The 17,905-nt window shown below is 74.9% G+C and carries 17 protein-coding genes and 1 pseudogene; 12 read left to right on the plus strand and 6 right to left on the minus strand.

Features of this window, described 5'->3' with window-relative positions; translation table 11 throughout:
• Positions 1 to 29: 29 nt before the first annotated feature.
• A complete protein-coding gene (locus ACFVGY_RS00310) occupies positions 30 to 1,292 on the plus strand; it encodes a cytochrome P450 (protein ID WP_385668531.1) in 1,263 nt (420 codons plus the stop codon).
• Between the two features lie 50 nt (positions 1,293 to 1,342).
• Here the strand turns inward: ACFVGY_RS00310 and ACFVGY_RS00315 are convergent, their stop codons facing one another.
• A complete protein-coding gene (locus ACFVGY_RS00315) occupies positions 1,343 to 2,458 on the minus strand; it encodes an oxygenase MpaB family protein (RefSeq protein WP_385668534.1) in 1,116 nt (371 codons plus the stop codon).
• Positions 2,459 to 2,660: 202 nt separating this feature from the next.
• Positions 2,661 to 3,500: an alpha/beta fold hydrolase gene (locus ACFVGY_RS00320; protein WP_385668537.1), complete on the minus strand. Its 840-nt coding sequence runs from the start codon at positions 3,498 to 3,500 to the stop codon at positions 2,661 to 2,663.
• 278 nt (positions 3,501 to 3,778) lie between these two features.
• On the opposite strand from ACFVGY_RS00320, the gene ACFVGY_RS00325 reads away from it, so the two are divergent.
• Both ACFVGY_RS00325 and ACFVGY_RS00330 read left to right on the plus strand, forming a co-directional pair.
• On the plus strand, positions 3,779 to 4,237 hold the full coding sequence (locus tag ACFVGY_RS00325) for a GNAT family N-acetyltransferase (RefSeq protein WP_385668540.1): 459 nt from the start codon (positions 3,779 to 3,781) through the stop codon (positions 4,235 to 4,237).
• A 203-nt stretch (positions 4,238 to 4,440) separates the two neighbouring features.
• A complete protein-coding gene (locus ACFVGY_RS00330) occupies positions 4,441 to 5,622 on the plus strand; it encodes an MFS transporter (protein WP_385668543.1) in 1,182 nt (393 codons plus the stop codon).
• Positions 5,623 to 5,665: 43 nt separating this feature from the next.
• On the opposite strand, the gene ACFVGY_RS00335 is transcribed toward ACFVGY_RS00330, so the two are convergent.
• A complete protein-coding gene (locus tag ACFVGY_RS00335) occupies positions 5,666 to 6,202 on the minus strand; it encodes a DUF2165 domain-containing protein (RefSeq protein WP_385668546.1) in 537 nt (178 codons plus the stop codon).
• A gap of 183 nt (positions 6,203 to 6,385) precedes the next feature.
• Between ACFVGY_RS00335 and ACFVGY_RS00340 the strand changes: the two genes are divergently transcribed.
• Both ACFVGY_RS00340 and ACFVGY_RS00345 read left to right on the plus strand, forming a co-directional pair.
• Positions 6,386 to 6,667 carry a DUF6400 family protein gene (locus ACFVGY_RS00340; RefSeq protein WP_385668549.1) on the plus strand — a complete coding sequence of 94 codons (282 nt, stop codon included), beginning with the start codon at positions 6,386 to 6,388 and terminating at the stop codon, positions 6,665 to 6,667.
• On the plus strand, positions 6,654 to 6,896 hold the full coding sequence (locus ACFVGY_RS00345) for a hypothetical protein (RefSeq protein ID WP_385668552.1): 243 nt from the start codon (positions 6,654 to 6,656) through the stop codon (positions 6,894 to 6,896). The genes ACFVGY_RS00340 and ACFVGY_RS00345 overlap by 14 nt, the downstream gene beginning before the upstream one ends.
• A gap of 57 nt (positions 6,897 to 6,953) precedes the next feature.
• Here ACFVGY_RS00345 and hemC read toward each other — a convergent pair whose 3' ends face one another.
• Positions 6,954 to 7,889: a hydroxymethylbilane synthase gene (gene hemC, locus ACFVGY_RS00350; protein WP_385668555.1), complete on the minus strand. Its 936-nt coding sequence runs from the start codon at positions 7,887 to 7,889 to the stop codon at positions 6,954 to 6,956.
• A gap of 169 nt (positions 7,890 to 8,058) precedes the next feature.
• Here hemC and ACFVGY_RS00355 point away from each other — a divergent pair, with 169 nt between their 5' ends.
• From ACFVGY_RS00355 to ACFVGY_RS00380, 6 genes and pseudogenes are all read left to right on the plus strand, one after another.
• Entirely contained in the window at positions 8,059 to 9,510 is a 1,452-nt protein-coding gene (locus ACFVGY_RS00355; RefSeq protein ID WP_385668558.1) for a hypothetical protein, read from the plus strand.
• Between the two features lie 109 nt (positions 9,511 to 9,619).
• The gene (locus ACFVGY_RS00360; protein WP_385668561.1) at positions 9,620 to 10,882 is read left to right on the plus strand and encodes an AAA family ATPase; all 1,263 of its coding nucleotides are present in this window, start codon (positions 9,620 to 9,622) and stop codon (positions 10,880 to 10,882) included.
• Complete coding sequence (locus tag ACFVGY_RS00365; protein ID WP_385668564.1) at positions 10,879 to 12,177, plus strand: VWA-like domain-containing protein; 1,299 nt, start codon at positions 10,879 to 10,881, stop codon at positions 12,175 to 12,177. Before ACFVGY_RS00360 ends, ACFVGY_RS00365 begins: the two co-directional genes overlap by 4 nt.
• Positions 12,178 to 12,306: 129 nt before the next feature.
• Complete coding sequence (locus ACFVGY_RS00370) at positions 12,307 to 12,720, plus strand: rodlin (protein WP_385669819.1); 414 nt, start codon at positions 12,307 to 12,309, stop codon at positions 12,718 to 12,720.
• 157 nt (positions 12,721 to 12,877) lie between these two features.
• Positions 12,878 to 14,514, plus strand: a pseudogene (locus tag ACFVGY_RS00375) (FAD-dependent monooxygenase).
• Positions 14,515 to 14,568: 54 nt separating this feature from the next.
• Positions 14,569 to 15,306, plus strand: coding sequence for a glucose 1-dehydrogenase (locus tag ACFVGY_RS00380; RefSeq protein ID WP_385668567.1), 738 nt, complete (start codon positions 14,569 to 14,571; stop codon positions 15,304 to 15,306).
• Between the two features lie 34 nt (positions 15,307 to 15,340).
• Here ACFVGY_RS00380 and ACFVGY_RS00385 read toward each other — a convergent pair whose 3' ends face one another.
• The gene (locus tag ACFVGY_RS00385) at positions 15,341 to 16,249 is read right to left on the minus strand and encodes an aminoglycoside phosphotransferase family protein (protein ID WP_385669822.1); all 909 of its coding nucleotides are present in this window, start codon (positions 16,247 to 16,249) and stop codon (positions 15,341 to 15,343) included.
• 131 nt (positions 16,250 to 16,380) lie between these two features.
• Positions 16,381 to 16,695: a hypothetical protein gene (locus ACFVGY_RS00390; RefSeq protein ID WP_385668570.1), complete on the minus strand. Its 315-nt coding sequence runs from the start codon at positions 16,693 to 16,695 to the stop codon at positions 16,381 to 16,383.
• A gap of 274 nt (positions 16,696 to 16,969) precedes the next feature.
• Here ACFVGY_RS00390 and ACFVGY_RS00395 point away from each other — a divergent pair, with 274 nt between their 5' ends.
• Positions 16,970 to 17,587 (plus strand): acyltransferase, encoded by a 618-nt coding sequence (locus ACFVGY_RS00395; RefSeq protein WP_385668573.1) that lies wholly within the window; start codon positions 16,970 to 16,972, stop codon positions 17,585 to 17,587.
• Positions 17,588 to 17,905 lie beyond the last annotated feature (318 nt).

Raw genomic sequence — 17,905 nt, forward strand, 5'->3', positions numbered from 1 at the left:
CGACCCGCGCGCCCTCCGGAGGAACCGCCATGAAGCAAGGCATCCTGACCGACATCCTGGACTACGCCCACCGCGCCAACCCGTATCCGCTGTACGAGGAGCTGCGCAAGACGCCGGTCTACCACGACGGCGAGGGGCCGTACGTGGTCAGCACGTACTACGAGATCCGCGGCCTGCTGCACGACCCGCGGCTCAGCTCCGACGCGCGCAACCGGACGGCGGGCGGAGCGGACCCGCTGGGCGACGAGGACGAGGGCGGCGAGGGCGGGGCCCTGCCGCCCAGCTTCCTGAAGCTGGACCCGCCCGAGCACGACCGGCTGCGCCGGCTGACCAACCGCCCGTTCGGGCCGCCGCACGCGCCGCACCGGATCGAGAACATGCGCGGGGACCTGGAGGACACCGTCAAGGGGCTGATCGACGACATCGCGAACGGGACGTCCGGGAGCGGCGAGGGCACCGAACGCATCGACGTCGTCGACCAGTTCTCGTACCCCTTCCCGGTGACGATGATCTGCCGGCTGCTCGGCGTGCCGCGCGAGGACGAGGCCCGGTTCCACGTGTGGGCCGACACCCTCGCGGCGAGCCTGGACCCGGATCCGGACGCGGACGCGCAGGCGCGGGAGAAGGTCATCCACGACGCCCGGATGGAACTCGGCATGTACCTGGCCGGGCTGATCGAGGAGCGTCGGAAGAACCCGCAGGACGACATGCTGTCCCAGCTGGCCGTCGGCCACGGCGACCTGGCCATGTCCACCATGGAGCTGCTCAGCACGGCCGCGCTGCTGCTGATCGCCGGCCACGAGACCACCGTCAACCTGATCACCAACGGCATGCTGACGCTGCTGCGCAACCCGGAGACCCTCCAGCGGTTGCGTGCCGAACCGGGGCTGGTGGTGCCGATGGTGGAGGAGTTGCTGCGGTTCGAGCCGCCGGTGCAGATGCTGCCGCAGCGCACTCCGCTGGTCGACATCGAGGTGCGCGGGGTGACCATCCCCAAGGGGTCCCCGATGTGGCTGATGCTGGCCGCCGGCAACCGGGACCCGCAGCGGTTCGAGAACCCGGACCGCTTCGACCCGGACCGCAAGGACGTCCAGCACCTGGGCCTGGGCAGCGGCATCCACAGCTGCTTCGGCGCCCCGCTGGCCCGGCTGGAGGCGCAGCGGGCGCTGAGCGAGCTGGCCCGGCGGCTGGAGAACCCGCGCCTGCTGGAGGACCCGCCGCCCTACCGGCAGAACGCGGTCCTGCGCGGGCCGCGCCACCTGTGGATCGCCTGCGACGGCATCCGGCCCTGACGGAGCCCCGGGGAGCAGTCGACCGGTCGGCCGGCCGCACCCCGGGCGGGTCAGGAGGAGGCGGGGGTGAGGCCGGTCGGGACCTGCCATTGGTATCGGCGACCCTTGTTCGTCAGGCGCAGCCCCTGCTTCAGGACGGCCAGCCCCAGTACGTCGGAGGCCTTGGCGGCCAGCGGCACCGTGTCCCCGGCCGTGCCGTGGCCGCAGCCGAGGAGCGATTGCGCGTCCAGCGCGAGCTTGGTGAAGTCCCCGGGCGGGACGGACACGACGTCGGCGGCCCGGTCGCCGGCCAGGTGGCGGACGAGGGTCGGCCCGACCCCGGCGAACGCCGGCCCCGGCAGGCATTCCCTGATGAAGTCCAGGACGCCCTTGGTCAGGGCCGTCCCCGGCTGCGACGGGCGCTGCTGCCGGCGCAGGATGGTGCCCATCAGCGCGGATCCCCCCTCGAAGGCGACGGGGTTGACCCGCTCGTCGACGCCGAGGACGTGCCCGATGACCCGCCAGATGTGGAAGTACGCGTCCCGGTCCTCGACCGGGAGGTCCACTCCGAGCCGGGCCAGGCCCTGGGGAACGACCACCGAGAAGCTCATCAGCGTGCCGGCCAGGTCCTCCTGGTTGACGGGCAGGCCCCAGGCGGTGTCCCAGTCCTCCAGCCGGGAGACGTGGTAGCGCATGGTGGCGTGCAGCAGCCGGATCTTCTGCGTCGAGCGCAGCCCGCGCCCGTGCGGGCCGAGACCGCCGGCGTCGAGGACGTCGACCACGAACTGGGCGGTCTCCATCAGCCGGCGGTACACGCCCGTGGTCAGGCGGGTGGAGCGGTCGAGGACCTGCGCCCCGTTCGCGCAGCCGTAGCACAGGGGCAGCGAGGCGCACAGCAGGGTGGTGCAGATGTGGCCCCGATAGCGCCCGAGCAGGTCATGGCCGCGATCGATGAGCGCGGGGTCGGCCCAGGCGGGCAGGACGGCGCTCTGCTCGAAGTACTGCTGCAGCTTCGGCGGGAGCCCGGAGGGGACGGTGTCGCTGTTCTCGCCCGTCCCGAGGAGGGCGGTGCGCACCTCGCCCTCCCGACCGAGTGCGTAGACCTCCTCGATCGCGGCGTCGGCGAGCGGATCGCCGGCCTTCCGCGTCGGGGTGAGCAGTTCGTCGGTCCACTGGCCGGTCGGCATGCACGTCTCCCAGGACTCGGCTCGGCTGGCGCGACGGCCTCCCGCACCGGGGCCGGCACGGGTGCCGGCCCCGGTGCGGGAACCGCCCGCCGACGTGCATCGTTGTAGCCGGGGCGGGGCACCGGGACACGCTGCCGCGGGCCCGGTCATCCGTCCGGCCCCAGCCGAATCGATCCGCCCGTGGCCCGGACGGGTGAGCGGCTCAGCCGCCCTGGGCGGTGTGTTCGAGGATCAGCTCGGCGAGCTGCGGTACGGCCGACTCCGGCAGGGCGTGGCCGAGGCCGGGGACGGTGGCCACCCGGGCGCGGCCGAGGAGGCCGGCCAAGTGCCGTGCGTGGGCGGTCCCGGCGACGGGGTCGCGGGGTGAGTCGATCACCAGGGCGGGGACGGTGACGGCGGCCAACTCCGGTGCCCGGTCGAGGCCTTCCGTACCGGCCCGGGCGTGGGCGGTGGGCGAGTCGTGACGCCCGGAGTGCTCGATGATCCGCTCCTCCGACCGCCGGAACTCCTCGGGGTCGAAGGGGATGTCCCCGCCGTTGAGGACCCGCCAGTGCTCCACCCGCCAGTCGAGCTCGGCGGCCCGGTCGCGCGGCTCGGCCATCGTGTTCCACACGGCCAGGACCTCCGGGGCGATGTCGCTCCCGGCGGGGCCGCCGTCCAGGGCCATGGCCCCGATGAAGGTGGCCGTGCGGATCCGGTCCGGGTGGTCGAGCAGCAGCAGCTGGGTGAGCAGGCCGCCCATGGACATGCCGACCACGTGGGCCGCGTCGACGCCGAGGGCGTCCAGTACGGCGACGGCGTCGCCGGCCAGGTCGGTGACGGGGTACGGATGCTCGTCGAAGCTCCAGGTGGAGGCTCCGGTGTCGCGGTGGTCGTAGCGGATGACGCGGTGGCGGCGGGCGAGGGCGGCCACGAGGGGGTCCGGCCAGGCCAGGCCGGAGGCGTTCGCCCCCATGACGAGCAGCAGGGGCGGGGCGGCCGGATCGCCGTGTTCCTCGACCCACAGGGTGATTCCCGGGGCAACTGTGATCTTGTGCTCCATCGCGCAACCATCGCTGACGCAGCGGCCGTTGTCCAAGGAAAAACCCCGGCCGCGCCGTGTTCGGTCCCCGGACGCGCCGCGGCCGTGGGCGTGGGCCGGGCACGGTGGGCGGCTTCGGCGCATTGTCCGGCGCGGCACATCGGGAGCAGCGCTTTTCGACACCCCGGAGGCAGCCCGGGCGGGTGCGTCTCCCGGATGATCGTCTCCTGGCACCGCACCGGCATCGAGAAGGGCCCGTGCGGGTGCGTCCGTCGTCTCGAACCGGGGAGTGTGGGGCCATGTCGGCCGGAATCAAGGTGCGCGCGGTCCGCGCGGAGGACTTCGCGGCGTGGCGCGCCCTCTACCGCGGGTACGCCGACTTCTACCGGGTCGAGCAGACCGAGGAGATGGCCGGCCGGGTGTGGTCGTGGCTGAACGACCCCGACCACGAGGTGCAGGGCCTCGTCGCCGAGGACGCCGAGGGCCGGCTCGTCGGCCTCGCCCACTACCGGCCGTTCGCCCGGCCCCTGTCGGCCACCGTCGGCTGCTTCCTCGACGACCTCTTCGTCGCCCCCGCCGGCCGTGGCTCGGGCGCGGCGGACCTGCTGCTCGGCCGACTGCGCGAGATCGCCGCCGAGCGCGGCTGGAGCGTGGTGCGCTGGATCACCGCCGACGACAACTACCGGGCGCGCGGCAAGTACGACCAGGTGGCCAGCCGGACGATGTGGGTCACGTACGACATGGCCCCCGGAAGCTGATCCCGGGCGTCCGTTCGGGTGATCACGGCTGTGGTGGCTCCCGGACGCCCCGGCGGCCGCGAAGAATTTCCGGACGGAGGCATCCCCCTTCCCCGCCTCCGGAAGGAGCAGCAGCGATGCCGGGCCCTGCGGACCCCCTGCCGGCGCGGGAAGGCTGACCCATTCCCCCGGCCGCCCCCTCCGCCGACCTGCCCACCCTCGGCGTGGTCCTCAGGACGCCGCACGTCGCGAGGCTGCTCGCCGGCGCCCTGCTCGGGCGGTTGCCGTCGGGCATGGCGCCCCTCGCCCTGGTCCTGTGGGCCGCGCAGGCGGCGGGATCGGTCGCGTTCGGCGGTCTGCTCAGCGCCGTGTACGTGTTGGCCTCGGCCCTCGTCCAGCCGGTCAAGGGACGGCTGCTGGACCGGTACGGGTGCGTCCGGACGATCGGCCCGCTGGCCGCCTTCCACGCCGGCTGCCTGGGGCTGCTGGTGTGCGGGCCCGGGGCGGACCTCCTCTCCGCCACGGCGGCCGCGGTCGTCGCGGGGGCCTGCACGCCACCGCTGGAGACGAGTCTGCGAACCCTCTGGCCGGCCCTGCTCGCCGGCCCCGAGCAGCAGCGGACGGCCCTGGGCATCGACATCGGCTCCCAGGGGCTGCTCTACGTCGCCGGACCGCTGCTGACCAGCGCCCTCGCCGCGGCTCACGGCCCGGCGGCCGCCGTCGCGGCGACCGGCCTGGCGAGCCTGGCCGGCACCCTCCTCGTCCTCACCTCGCCCTTCCACCGCCGCCGGGCCGCGCCCGCGCCCGTCCCGCGCGGGGGCCCGGCCGCGCCCCTGCCGACCCGGGACATGGTCACGCTGTACCTCGCGCTCACCGGGACCGGGGCGGCGATCGGCTCGATGAACGTGTGGGCCGTCTCCGCGGCCGACACCTTGCACTGGCCCGCCCTGTCGGGGCTGATCCCGGCCGCCTTCTCCGCATCCGCGTTCCTCGGGGGCCTGGCATACGGGCGGGGCACCCGGCGCGGAGTGCCGTTGCGGACGCTGCGGCTGTCCGCGGCCGCGTTCTGCGCGGGGTGGATCCCGCTGGCCTGCCTCGACGGTCCGCATCCGGGTGTCGGAGCCGTGGCCGCGGTCACCGTGCCCGGGCTGTTCCTCACGCCGGTGGTGGGCTCCGCCTTCCTGGCCCTGGGCCGGCGCGCCCCCGCGTGCCGTGCCAACGAGGTCAACGCGTGGCTCGTCCAGTCCATGGGGGTGGGCAGTGCGATCGGCAGCCTCGTCGCCGGAAGCCTCGCCGGGCAGCCGGCCGCGGGGGTGATCGTGCCCGCCGCCGGGGCCGCCGCCACTGTGGTCTGCCTCGTACTGGGGGCCGGACTGGGGCCGGCACGGCCCGGCGCACCTCACTGAGCCGGCCGCGCCCGCCTCCCGTCGCCTGCCCGCGGCCGGTGCCCTAGCGAGGACCGGCCGGGCGGACGTACATGCTCAGGAGTGCCGAGACCGCCAGCATCAGGTTCCGGTGCGCGGCGTCCAGCCCGTTCCAGTCCGCGGATTGCCACATCACGAACCACTCCCCTCCGACGGCCACGAAGCCGAGCCCGAAGAGGAGCACGACCATGACCAGGCCGACGGTGCTCAGGGCCCGCGCCCGCGCGCAGTCCCGCCGGTGCAGCCCCCGCGCCCAGTGGGCCACCGCCAGGAGGAGCACGCCCGCGGCGGCGCACTCCCACCCGATGATCAGGACGTACACGGTGGTGTGCACCGCCGGCGAGTCGATCGCGCGCCACATCAGGTCCGGATCCTCGAACGTGGTGTCCATCGCCAGGACGTGCCGCACGAACTGCCGGTTCGTCCCGAAGTCCGTCAGGTTCCCGACGGCCGCAAGGGCCATGACCGCGGCCACGGTCAGCGTCAGGGCCGCCGCCGCGAGCTCCGGCCCCGCACGACCGAGCCGGCGCCACCGCGCCGAGGCGTTCCCCTCCCCCGCCACCGTGCCCTCCCTCCTCCGACACCGCCCGGACACCCCGCCCGGGCCGGGTTGCCCGCATGTGCACCGGCCCGTCCCTACCCCGTTCCGGGTTCCGGCAGGCGCCGTCCGGCCACCGACCCGGGGCTGTGACTCCGCACACCCTCCCTTGACCCGGGAAAGAAGGCTTACCTAAGTTCCTGAGGTATGGCCCCCCACGACCTGCCCCACGACCCCGCCGGCATACCTGACGGCCCGGGCACGACCGGCTTCGACCTCGACTTGGCCGCGCACGAGCTGCTGCGGCGCGCCCAGATCCTCGACGCGCTCGGGCCCGACTGGGACCCGGTCGAGGTGATGCGCGGCGAGGAGGAGGCGTACGACCTGCTGTACTCCGGCCTCGACGCCGAGCAGCAGCGGGTGTACGAGGACCTCGTCGCGGCCGGAGTGCTCCCCCGGCGCGAAGGCGGCGGCCGTGCTCCCGCTTGATCCGCAGGCCGACCCGGGCCGCCGGGCGTGGGTGGCCTGCCCGAACTGCGACGACGCCCGCGGCTGCGAGCCGTGCGAGACGCGGCGGACGTGCTCGGTGCACTGGCGGTACCTGCTGACGAACACCGGCAGCCTGCTGCACCTGCAATGCCCGGGCTGCACCCACGTCTGGGTGCACGAGAGCGGCTTCGGCGCCACCCGTTCCGCATGGAACCGGCTCACCGGCTGACCGCTTCCTCCACGGCCGGTTCCCTGGCCGTGGCACGGTCCGGGGGCCCGTCGGGGTTCAGTGGGGGATCCCGTCGATCAGTTCGCGCGCGCCCTGGCGGAGCAGGGCCACGGCGACGGACGTGCCGAGCGTGGCCGGGTCGAGCGGTCCGGCCCATTCGTGCGCCCGCAGGACCCGCTTGCCGTCCGGGGTGAACACCTTCGCGTACAGGGCGAGCTCGCCGTCGCGCTCGGTGGAGGCGTGTCCGGCGATCGGTGCGTTGCAGTGGCCCTGGAGCACGTGCAGGAGCATGCGCTCGGCGGTGGCCTCGCGGTGCGTGACCGGGTCACCGAGGCCGCTCACCGCCTCGATGAGCGCGGCGTCGTCCTCGCGGCACTGGAGGGCGAGGATGCCGGCGCCGATCGGCGGGCACATCCGCTGCGGTGACAGGACCTCGCTGATCGCGTCCCGGCGGCCGATCCGCTCCAGGCCCGACACGGCGAGGAGGAGGGCATCGGCGTCGCCCGCCGCGAGCTTGTCCAGCCTGCGGTTGGCGTTGCCGCGGATCGGCACGCAGCTCAGGTGCGGGTGGCTCGCGGCCAGTTGGGCGGTCCGGCGGACGGAGGACGTGCCGATGCGCGCGCCGGCCGGAAGCTCGTCGAGGGTCAGACCCGCGGGATGGACGAGGGCGTCGCGGACGTCGTCGCGCTTCAGGAACGCGGCGAAGACGGTGCCGGCGGGCAGGGGACGGTCCGCCGGGACGTCCTTGACGCAGTGCACGGCCAGATCGGCCACTCCGGCCAGCAGCGCGGCGTCCACCTCCTTGGTGAAGGCGCCCTTGCCCTCGACGGCGGCGAGGTCCCCCATCCACTTGTCCCCGGTCGTCTTGACGGCGACGACCTCGGTGGCAGTGTGCGGGTGGAGCACGGCCAGTTCCCGGCGGACGCGCTCCACCTGGGCGAGGGCCATGGGCGAGTCGCGGGACACGATGCGGATCAGTTCGGGCGCGGACATGGCGGCCACCCTAGACCCCGCAACGCGCCCGCTGCGCCGCCCGGCGCGCAACGGCCGTACCCGGCCGGGAAATTGCCTGGCAGCAGCGGGGCGGGTGCGTTACGATCACCGCGATGACCACTCACTGTGTTGACAGATTGGGGGTCCCGTCCACGTCAGGTGAGTGCTGATGGCCACTCACACCGTGAACGGGGATTCCCGTACTTCCTTCTGGCTGCGCGTGCGCGAGTACGCCGTGCCGCCCTCCATGATCGAGACCGCGACCGCCCGCCGCCGCGCCGGGGACTGGGCGGGGGCCTGTGCCGCCTCGGGTTTCGACGTCGATCTCCAACTGCGCGCCGTGGCGCGTGCCCGGGGTCAAGAGCTCGCCTCCCTGATCCGGGCCGATCTGCGCCGGCTGGCTCCCGACCTGCTGCGCTGGCACATGCCGCGGATCGCTCCCGACGGGCTGCTGCGACCGGGCCTGACCGTGCCCCTGGCCCGGTACGGTGCCGGTGGGCAGGACGGCGAGCGGCCCGTGTACCTCGTAGTGCGGACCCCGCCCGCCTGGGCCGATGCCGGCCAGCGGATCAGCCTCGCGCTGTGGGACGGTTCCGGGTCCGCCCTGGACACCGGTGCCGGACGCCATCCGCACCCCCGACCCAGCCAACGGTTCCGCCTCGACCTGCACCGGCACCTGTGGGATGCGCGGCGCGCCGGTGAGCTGCGGCTCCGGTCCGGGGCCGACCGGCCTCCCCCCGACGGCGGCTCGGCGGATCCCGCTGTGGGGCCCCTCCCGGCGGGGACGGTGCCGCAGGGGCGGCGCTGCGCCGTCGACCGGTGGGCGGCCGAGGCGCAGATCCTGCTCCGTGCCGAGGGGCGGACCGGCGGCGGTGTCGCCGTACGCCTCGGAGGCCGGCAGCGGCTGGTGCTGGAGCCGGATCCGGGGCCGGGGCCGGCCGTGGCCGGGGCCGGCGCCATCGGGGCAGGCCCGCCCGTGCTGCGCGTGTCCGCTGCGGTCCCGGACCGCGGCGGGCCCGCACTGCCGGTCCTGCCCGACGCGGCGACCTGGACGCTACCCGACCTGGAACTGCTCCGGTCCGGTGCGATCGAGGCCGAACGGCTCCACCCGCTCGTCGCCGCGGCGCTCGTACCGGCAAGTGCGTCCGCGCCGGCCGGGCCGCCCCGGACCGCGGTCGACCCGGCAGGACGGCCGCGCCTCGTCGAATGCCGGGGCTCGCGGCACCGGATCGGCTTCGTCGACGGGGTCCTCGCGCCGCTGGACCACGAGCCGGAGCAGATCCGGCGCGAGGAACTGCTCGTCGCGCTGGGCGGGCCACCGCTGCCCTGCCTCCAGGCCATCGACGAGGCGCACCGCCGCCCGGACTGCCTCGCCGGTGTCCGCGAACGCCTGGACCACGGCGACACCGCCGGGGCGCTGGCCGTCGTCGAAGCACTACTGGGCCCCGACGCCGTCCTGCGCAGCGGCCCGCTGCGCGACGCCCTGGAGGCGGCCGCGCAGCAGCGCATCACGTACGGGCTCTTCCGGGCCGGGCTCGTCGGCCCCGGACCCGACCGCGTCCGCCCGGGCCGCTCCCGCCCCCGCAACCACCGGCCGCGCCCGCGGCACGCCTCCGCCTGACCCGAAACTCCTCCCGTACCGCTGCGCCGCTGCCGGTTCGGGGTGCGCCCGAGCGCGCCCCGGCGGCATCCGGACCCGTATGCGTACTCGACCCACAGGTGACCCGAACATGTCCTCACACCTTTCCTCCGCCGTACCCGGCACCGACCCCGCCTCCCCCCTCGGCGTCGCCGCCGAGCTGCTGGCCCTCCTGCGCGACACCACCACCGAACCCCGCCCCGACCCACAGCTGGAGGCCCTGACCCTGGCCGTGGCCGCAGACCTGCCGGTCCTGCTGTGGGGCGAGCCGGGCATCGGCAAGACCGCGGCCCTCACGCAGCTCGCCGAGTCCCTGGACCTGCCGCTGACCACCGTGATCGCCAGCGTGCACGAACCCTCCGACTTCTCCGGGCTGCCCGTCATCGGGGACGATCCCGCCCGCGACGGCGTCCCGATGGCCCCGCCGGACTGGGCGGTCCGGCTCGTACGGGCCGGCCGGGGGCTGCTGTTCCTGGACGAGCTGTCCACCGCGCCACCGGCCGTACAGGCCGCCCTGCTCCGCCTCGTGCTCGAACGACGGATCGGCGCCCTCCAGCTGCCGCCCGGGGTCCGGATCGTGGCCGCCGCCAATCCGCGGGCCTCGGCCGCCGACGGCTGGGAGCTGAGCCCGCCGCTGGCCAACCGGTTCGTCCACCTCCAGTGGATCCACGACCAGGACGTCGTCGTACGCGGCCTCGGCGGGACCTGGCCGCGGGCCACCCTGCCCCGGCTCGACCCGGCCAGGCTGCCGGAGGCCGTGGACGTCGCCCGTCGCGCGGTGTGCGGGCTCCTCGCCGCCCGCCCCACGCTCGTCCACCGGCTGCCGAGCAGCGAAACCCGGCGGGGCAGCGCCTGGCCGTCACCCCGCAGCTGGGAGATGACCCTGCACCTGATCGCGTTCGCGACCGCGGCCGGCTCCTCCCGGGAGGTGCTCTCCCTGCTGGTCAGGGGGGCCGTCGGGGACGGCCCGGGGCTGGAGCTGCTGGCCGTCCTGGACCGGATGGACCTCCCGGACCCCGAGACGCTGCTCGCCGACCCGGCGGCTGCCGTCCTGCCCGAGCGGGGCGACCAGCGGCAGGCCGTGCTCGACGGGGTGGTGGAAGCGGTCCGCAAACGTCCGGAGAAGTCCCGCTGGGACGCGGCGTGGGCGCTGCTCGTGCGGGCGATGGAGACCGGCGCCCCGGACCTGGTCGTCGTCCCCGCGACCGGCCTCGCCGCGCTGCGCCGCACGGACTGGGACGTTCCGGAGGCGATCGAGCGGCTCGCCGGGGCGGTGTCCCTGTCCCGGCGGGCCGACCGCGCGGCGGCCCGGGTCGCGGCGGTCGCCGGCGCCGGAGCCGGGGACGGCCGATGACCGGGACGAGAGGCACACGCGGCGCGCCGGGAGCAGCACACCTGCCGGACGCTCCGCGCGGACTGGACCGCGACAAGCTGTTCGCCGCCCGGTTGCAGGCCGTCCGGGCCCGGCCCTATCTGGCGACGGCCCTGTTCGCCCTGCACACCGTGGAGTCGCGGCGGGTGCCGACGATGGCCGTCGACCGGCACTGGCGGTGCTACGTCTCACCGGCGTTCGTGGACCGTACGCCGGTGGAGGAGCTGGCCGGCGTATGGGTGCACGAGGTGTCGCACCTGCTGCGCGACCACCACGGACGCGGCGACCGGGTCGCGAAGGAGCGCGGGCTGACCGGCCCGGGAGACCGGCTGCGCATGAACATCGCCGCGGACTTCGAGATCAACGACGACGTGTTCGGCGACGGGCTGGCCCGGCCCGCGGGCGCCGCGGACCCGAAGTCCCTGGATCTGGACGAAGGCCACCTCATGGAGGACTACCTGCGCTGGTTCCAGCTGGGGCCGCACACCGAGGACCTGGCCTGGCTGGACTGCGGCAGCGGCGCCGACGGCCTGGAACGCGCGTGGGACCTGGGTCCGGACGGCGCGGACGGCCTCGGCACGCACGAACAGGACGCGGTGCGCTTCCGGGTGGCCCAGGGCATCACCGGCCGGCCGGGGAACGCCCCGCAGGGGTGGCAGCGCTGGGCGGAGGAGGTGTTCCACCCGCCGCAGCCGTGGCGGGAGTTGCTGGGGGCGGCAGTGCGGTCGGCGGCCTCCGCGGCCGGGGCGGGCGACGACTACACGTACGGTCGGCCGGCGCGGCGCTCGGCGGCGCTGCCCGGCGCCGTCCTGCCGAGCCTGCTGCGCAGACCGCCCCGGGTCAGCGTGGTCATCGACACCTCCGGGTCGGTCAGCGACGCCGAACTGGGCAGTGCACTGCTGGAGGTCGCCGCCATCTCCCGCGCCGTGGGGGGCCGCCGCGACCTGGTCACCGTCGTGCCGTGCGACGCAGCGGCCCGGATCGCGCACCCGCTGTGCCGGGCCGAGGGGATCCCGCTCGTCGGCGGCGGGGGCACGGACCTGCGGACGGGATTCGCCAGGGCACTGCGCGCGAGACCCCGGCCGGACGTGGTCGTGGTCCTGACGGACGGTCAGACGCCCTGGCCGGACACCCAGCCGCCGTGCCGGACGGTGGTGGGCCTGTTCCCCCGCGGCCCGAGGGCATGGCAGGTGGAGGAGGACCCCGACTACGAGCCGGACACGCCGCCCGCATGGGCACAGGTCGTGGAGATCGGCTCCTCTCCCGGCGGCCGGTGACCCGCTCCGCGACCGGTCACGGGACCCGGATCACTCCTGCGGGTGGAGGAGCGGAACTTCTGGCTGTGGGCACGGTTCCTGTCCACGTACGAGCAACACCGCTCCCCCCTACGACGAACAGGGAACACCATGTTCAAGAAGGCCGCGAACACGGTCGCCGTCGCCGCCACGATCCTCGGCGCCGGCGCCGCCCTGGCCTCCCCTGCCATGGCCATCGGCAACGACAACGGCGTCAACACCGTCAACGGCAACGACTCGGCCCAGATCTACGGCAACCAGAAGACCGAGGGCGCCATGAGCCCGCAGGCCTCCCTCATCCAGGGCTCCGCCAACAAGCCGTGCATCGCCCTGCCGGTGAAGGTGAACGCCCAGTCGCTGCTCGCGCTCCTCGCCAACATCGGCGTCCAGGACGTCAACGTCGCGTCCAACCCGATGAACCAGCAGTGCGCCGAGAACTCCACCCAGGCCAAGGGTGACGAGACCCTCTCGCACATCCTCAGCAACATCCCGGTCCTCTCCGGGAACCTCTCCGCCGGCAGCTGACCGACCGGCACGGGCCCGACCCTGCACGGGCGCCCCCGCGGCCATCGCCGCCGGGGCGCCCGTGGCCGTTCTCCGGGCCCTCCGGTCGCCGGTCGGGGGACGGTGGCCGACCATGGAGGGGCAGTGCAGTCCGGGGGGCTCCCCGCGGGAGAGGCCGATGGCGGACACCGATGTGCTGATCGTGGGCGCCGGCCCCGTCGGACTGACCGCGACGGCGGAGCTGCGCCGGCAGGGCGTGGAATGCCGCGTCATCGACCGACTGCCAGCGCGCCTGCCGTACGTCAAGGCGGTCGGGATCCAGCCGCGGACCCTGGAGCTCTGGGACCGCATGGGCATGGTCCGCGCCGCCCTGGAGGCCGCCGTGCCGATGCGGGGCCAGCTGGTCTACGCGGACGGCGTCGCGCAGGGGCGTTTCGAGCTGCGGCTTCCGCCCGAGGTGCCGTACGGCTTCGCCGCACTGCCCCAGTACGAGACCGAGCGCATCCTGGAGGAGCACCTGGCCCGCTTCGGTACCGGGATCGAGCGCGGCGCCGAGCTCGTGTCGTTCACGCAGGACACGGACGGGGTCCGGAGCCGGATCCGGACGGCCGGCGGCGGCGAGCAGGAGGTCCGGTCGCGGTTCCTCGTCGGCTGCGACGGCGCGCACAGCACGGTCCGCAAGACGCTCGGCCTCGGCTTCGACGGGGGAGCGTTCCCGGAGGAGTACATGCTGGGGGACGTGGAGGTGGACTGGGGCCTGCCGGCGGGCTACGGCGTACGTGCCGTGCACCACGGCGCCGACGGGGCCGTCGACGACATCCTGGTCTGCATCCCGCTGCCCGGAGACCGCCGCTACCGCATGTCGATGCTGGTCCCGCCCGAACTGTCCGCCGACGGCGGCGGCAGCGGCATCAGCGGGCAGGGCGCGGGCGACGGGATCGCCCACGGGCTGGAGGGCGGGCGGCGGCCCGGGATCGAGCACATCCAGGCCGTCCTCGACCGGCTCTCGCCCGAGCCGGCCACAGCGTCCGCCCTGCGCTGGTCGTCGGTCTTCCGCATCAGCCACCGCCTGGTGGACAGGTACGCCGACGGCCGGGTGTTCGTCGCCGGCGACGCCGCCCACATCCACCCGCCGACGGGCGCCCAGGGGATGAACACCGGTATCCAGGACGCCTACAACCTGGCCTGGAAACTGGCCCTCGTCCTACGGGGCAGGGCACGCCCCGGGCTACTGGACAGCTACCACGCGGAGCGGCACCCGGTCGGCGAAGAGGTCGTCGCCCGCACGGTCCGGCACGCCGCCGGGGGTGTCCAGGCCGACCCGGAGGACGCCGCCACCCTCGTGCTCCGCGAGGCGCAGCTGCTGGTGGCCTACCCCGACAGTCCCGTCGTCGGCCCGGGCACCGCGGCCGGGCACGGCCCGCGCCCCGGCGACCGGGCGCCGGACTGCGGCGGGCTGATGGGTGACATCGCGACCGTACCGCTGCGCCTGTACGACCTCCTGCGCGACCGGGGGCACGTGCTGCTCCTCTACGCCGAGACCGTCGCGGTGCTGGGCGCCTGCGCCGAACTCGCCGACGCGGCCCGCCGGTCGGCCGGCGGCGCCCACGCGGACGCACCGGCCGTCTGGCGGGCGTGCCGCTGCCGGTCTACCTCGACGGTCGCGGCGAGTTCCGCCGGACGTACGGGACCACCGGCTCGGCCGCCTTCCTCGTACGCCCGGACGGCTACCTGGGCACGCGCGTCGCCCCGGTCACGGCGCCGGAGGCGGCCGCGGATCTCGCGACCCACCTGGCGCGCGTCTACCGCGCGTGACCTGCGGCCCACTAGGCTCCCGGTGCACCCGGAACGCGTAGCTTCGGAGGGGCCGTGCTCAAGGGCAGGAACGCAGTCGTCACCGGTGGGTCGCGGGGCATCGGCCGGGCCGTGGTCGAACGCCTGTGCCGCGACGGGGCGCACGTGGTCTTCACCTACGCCACCCGCGAGGACGCCGCCGCCGAGGTCGTGCGGACCGTGGCGGCGAACGGCGGCCGGGCCCGCGCCCTGCGCGTGGACCTGGCACGGCCGGAGGGCCCGGAGCAGCTGATGGAGGCCGCCGAGGCACACCTCGGCGGCCTGGACATCCTGGTGAACAACGCCGCCCTGGCCCTCACGCCGACCCCGCTCGCCGAGACGGACGAGACGGTGTTCGACGAGGTGATGGCGGTCAACGCCCGGTCGGTCTTCCTGACCACCCGATACGCGGCCCGCCGGATGCGCGACGGGGGCAGGATCGTGAACATCTCCTCCCTGAACACCGTACGGCCCGCCCCGGGCATCGGGCCGTACGCCGCCAGCAAGGGCGCCGTCGAGCAACTGACGGCCGTCGCGGCCCGGGAGCTCGGGCCGCGCGGCATCACCGTCAACACGATCTCCCCCGGCGCGACGGACACCGAGCTGCTGCGTGGTACGAACCCGCCGCAGGCGCTCGACGCCGTCGCCGGGATGACCCCCCTCGGCCGGCTGGGTCAGCCGGCCGACGTGGCGGACGTCATCGCGTTCCTCGTCGGCCCGGACGGCCGCTGGATCACCGGCCAGAACCTGCGGGCGACGGGCGGCCTCGCCTAGGCCGGCGTCGGTGCACGGCGACGTCGAGCGCCCTTCAGGAGCCGGGAGCCCGGGGCGGCTCGGGGTCGGCGAGGACCTCGTGGACGACGCGGCGTGCGGTGGCCGTCATCGTCGGGTTCGTCTCCCGGTAGTAGTTCAGTTCCAGGAGGGCGACGGACAGGGCCCAGCCGCGGCCGCGCGCCCAGGTCGCGTCGTCGACGTCCGCGGCGGCCCGGAAGGCGTCCCGTGTCCCGGCGGGGAGGACGTACCAGGCCGGGAGCAGGTCGACGGCGGGATCGCCCAGGCCCGTGCAGCCGAAGTCGATGACGGCGCCGAGCCGGTCCCCGGCCAGCAGCAGGTTCCCGGGCTGCAGGTCGGCATGGATCCACACGGGCGGGCCGGGCCACTGCGGGGCCCGCAGCGCGGCCTCCCAGGCGGCGGTCACCGCGGCGCGGCCGGCGTCGACGTCGGCGGGGGTCCGCAGGCCGGCGATCGCGGCACGGGTGGCGGCGTCCCGCGCGGCCAGGGTCTCGCTGCGGTAGGAAGCGAACCCGCCCGCGGGGTCGATCCGGCGCAGCGCGGTGACGAAGCCGCCCAGGTCCCGGGCGAGCGCAGTGGGCTCGGCGATCGCTCCGGCGGCCGGGACCTCGCCGTCGAGCCAGCGGTACACGGCCCACGGGAAGGGGTAGCCCTCGCCGGGGGCGCCCTGGCCCAGCGGCACGGGAACGGGGACCGGAAGGGACGGCGCGAGCCGCGGCAGCCAGGTGCACTCCCGCTCGATGTCCTCGGCCGCCCCCGCGGTGCGGGGCAGGCGCACGACCATCCGCTCGCCGAGCCGGTACATCACGTGCGAGGTGCCGTGCCGGTCGACGGGCTCCACGGGCAGACCCGCCCAGCGCGGGAACTGCTGTGCGATCAGGCGGTGGACGAGCGAGGGACCGGTGTCCGGCTCGTCCGTGTGCATCTTTGCTGCGGGCACGGTTCCCTTTCCGGCAGGGGGAGTTGCGCGTACCGGTCCATCCGACCGCCGCCCCGCCCCCGCCGTCAACGCATTTCCCGCGGGACCGGGGCCGACTGCCGACTGCCGACTGCCCGTCAGCTGCCGTCCTTGGCGTCGGAGTCCCAGACGAGGTGTGCGGCGCGTACGACCCGGCTGTGCCGGCCGCCCATCCGGCCGGTGCAGCGCACCAGGTAGGAGCCGTCGAGCTGGCGGTAGACGAGCCGGCGGCGCTCCTGGAGGAAGGTCCCCACGGTCATGGTGCGCGCGGCCTGCTCCAGGGCCCGTTCGGCCTCCTCCCGGGTGCCCTCGAACGCGCTCAGGGTTTCCAACTGCCCGCCTTCGTCCCCCTGGTACTCCGCCAGCTTCTCCGCGGTGATGATCCAGCGGTGGCGCTGTATGCCGTCTTCCATGTACTCCCCTGATCCCGGTGCCTGCTGATCCCGGTGCCCGTTGCTGCCGTTGACGCGCAGAGTATCCGGTGCCGGTTGCCCGTCACCTGTTGCCGGTCGCCGCAGCGGCCGGCACGGGCGGCTCCTGGGCCACGCGGGGCGCGGCGGGCGCCGAGTCCGCTGCGTGAACAGTCGGTTGATGTGCCGGGCGGGGCGGGTCGCAGGTGCATATGCTCCTCCGTGCGCCGGTCGCGGCGCGTGTCCGAATGCCTCGCGAGCGTAAGGGGACCGCCCCGTGAGTGTCCGAATTCAACCCTCCTCCCAGGTCGACGGCACCGCCGAACTCGGGGACGGGACCACCATCTGGGATCTGGCGCAAGTCCGGGAGGAGGCACGGCTCGGCCGCGACTGCATCGTGGGGCGCGGGGCGTACGTGGGACCCGGTGTGCGGATCGGGGACCGGGTGAAGCTGCAGAACTACGCACTCGTCTACGAGCCCGCCGAGCTCGGCGACGGGGTCTTCATCGGGCCGGCCGCCGTTCTCACCAACGACTTCTACCCCCGGTCCGTCGACCCCGACGGCAGGCTCAAGCGCGGCGACGACTGGGAGGCCGCCGGGGTGGTGGTGGCCGAAGGGGCCTCCCTGGGGGCCCGTTCGGTGTGCGTGGCGGGGGTGCGCGTCGGACGGTGGGCGCTGGTCGCGGCCGGGGCGGTGGTGTCACGGGACGTGCCCGACTTCGCTCTCGTGGCGGGGGTGCCGGCCCGCCGGATCGGCTGGGTGGGCCGGGCCGGGGTCCGCCTGGTGGAGCGCGGGGTCGAGCCGGGGGTGTGGGAGTGCCCGCGCACCGGCGCGCTGTACGAGGAGGCGGACGGGGCGCTGGCCGAGCGGGACGGTCGGCCGGAGAAGGGCTGAACTCCGCCCCGGCCGGCCCGGTCGCCCCGGTCGCCCCGGCCGTGGGCCGGGCCGGAGCCGCGGCGGAAGCCGGGCCGCGAGGCCCAGCTGACGGCCCGTCGGAATTTGGGCCACCGGCATTTCCGCAAAACCGCAATCAACGAACACCCTTGGGCATACCTTGTCCCTGTACACGGGTTCTGAGCAGGCAACAGGCCTTGTTCAGTGGGGGGTTGTACACGACGGGGGCATCGCGGACGAAGCGGCGGCAGGCGCGCTGACGCGCCTGCGCGGCGCTGCCGTCCGCATGTGCTCCGGTCCGGGGCATCGCTGGGGGGA

This window comes from Streptomyces sp. NPDC127106, assembly GCF_042677605.1.
In the GTDB taxonomy this organism is placed as follows: domain Bacteria; phylum Actinomycetota; class Actinomycetes; order Streptomycetales; family Streptomycetaceae; genus Streptomyces.

Bases quoted from the DNA above. Each gene is read 5' to 3' on its own strand.
- ACFVGY_RS00385 (WP_385669822.1), bottom strand. From the start codon at position 16,249: ATGCACACGGACGAGCCGGACACCGGTCCCTCGCTCGTCCACCGCCTG.
- ACFVGY_RS00310 (WP_385668531.1), top strand. From the start codon at position 30: ATGAAGCAAGGCATCCTGACCGACATCCTGGACTACGCCCACCGCGCC.
- ACFVGY_RS00370 (WP_385669819.1), top strand. From the start codon at position 12,307: ATGTTCAAGAAGGCCGCGAACACGGTCGCCGTCGCCGCCACGATCCTC.
- ACFVGY_RS00320 (WP_385668537.1), bottom strand. From the start codon at position 3,500: ATGGAGCACAAGATCACAGTTGCCCCGGGAATCACCCTGTGGGTCGAG.
- ACFVGY_RS00340 (WP_385668549.1), top strand. From the start codon at position 6,386: ATGGCCCCCCACGACCTGCCCCACGACCCCGCCGGCATACCTGACGGC.
- ACFVGY_RS00315 (WP_385668534.1), bottom strand. From the start codon at position 2,458: ATGCCGACCGGCCAGTGGACCGACGAACTGCTCACCCCGACGCGGAAG.
- ACFVGY_RS00390 (WP_385668570.1), bottom strand. From the start codon at position 16,695: ATGGAAGACGGCATACAGCGCCACCGCTGGATCATCACCGCGGAGAAG.
- ACFVGY_RS00355 (WP_385668558.1), top strand. From the start codon at position 8,059: ATGGCCACTCACACCGTGAACGGGGATTCCCGTACTTCCTTCTGGCTG.
- ACFVGY_RS00325 (WP_385668540.1), top strand. From the start codon at position 3,779: ATGTCGGCCGGAATCAAGGTGCGCGCGGTCCGCGCGGAGGACTTCGCG.
- ACFVGY_RS00365 (WP_385668564.1), top strand. From the start codon at position 10,879: ATGACCGGGACGAGAGGCACACGCGGCGCGCCGGGAGCAGCACACCTG.
- hemC (WP_385668555.1), bottom strand. From the start codon at position 7,889: ATGTCCGCGCCCGAACTGATCCGCATCGTGTCCCGCGACTCGCCCATG.
- ACFVGY_RS00360 (WP_385668561.1), top strand. From the start codon at position 9,620: ATGTCCTCACACCTTTCCTCCGCCGTACCCGGCACCGACCCCGCCTCC.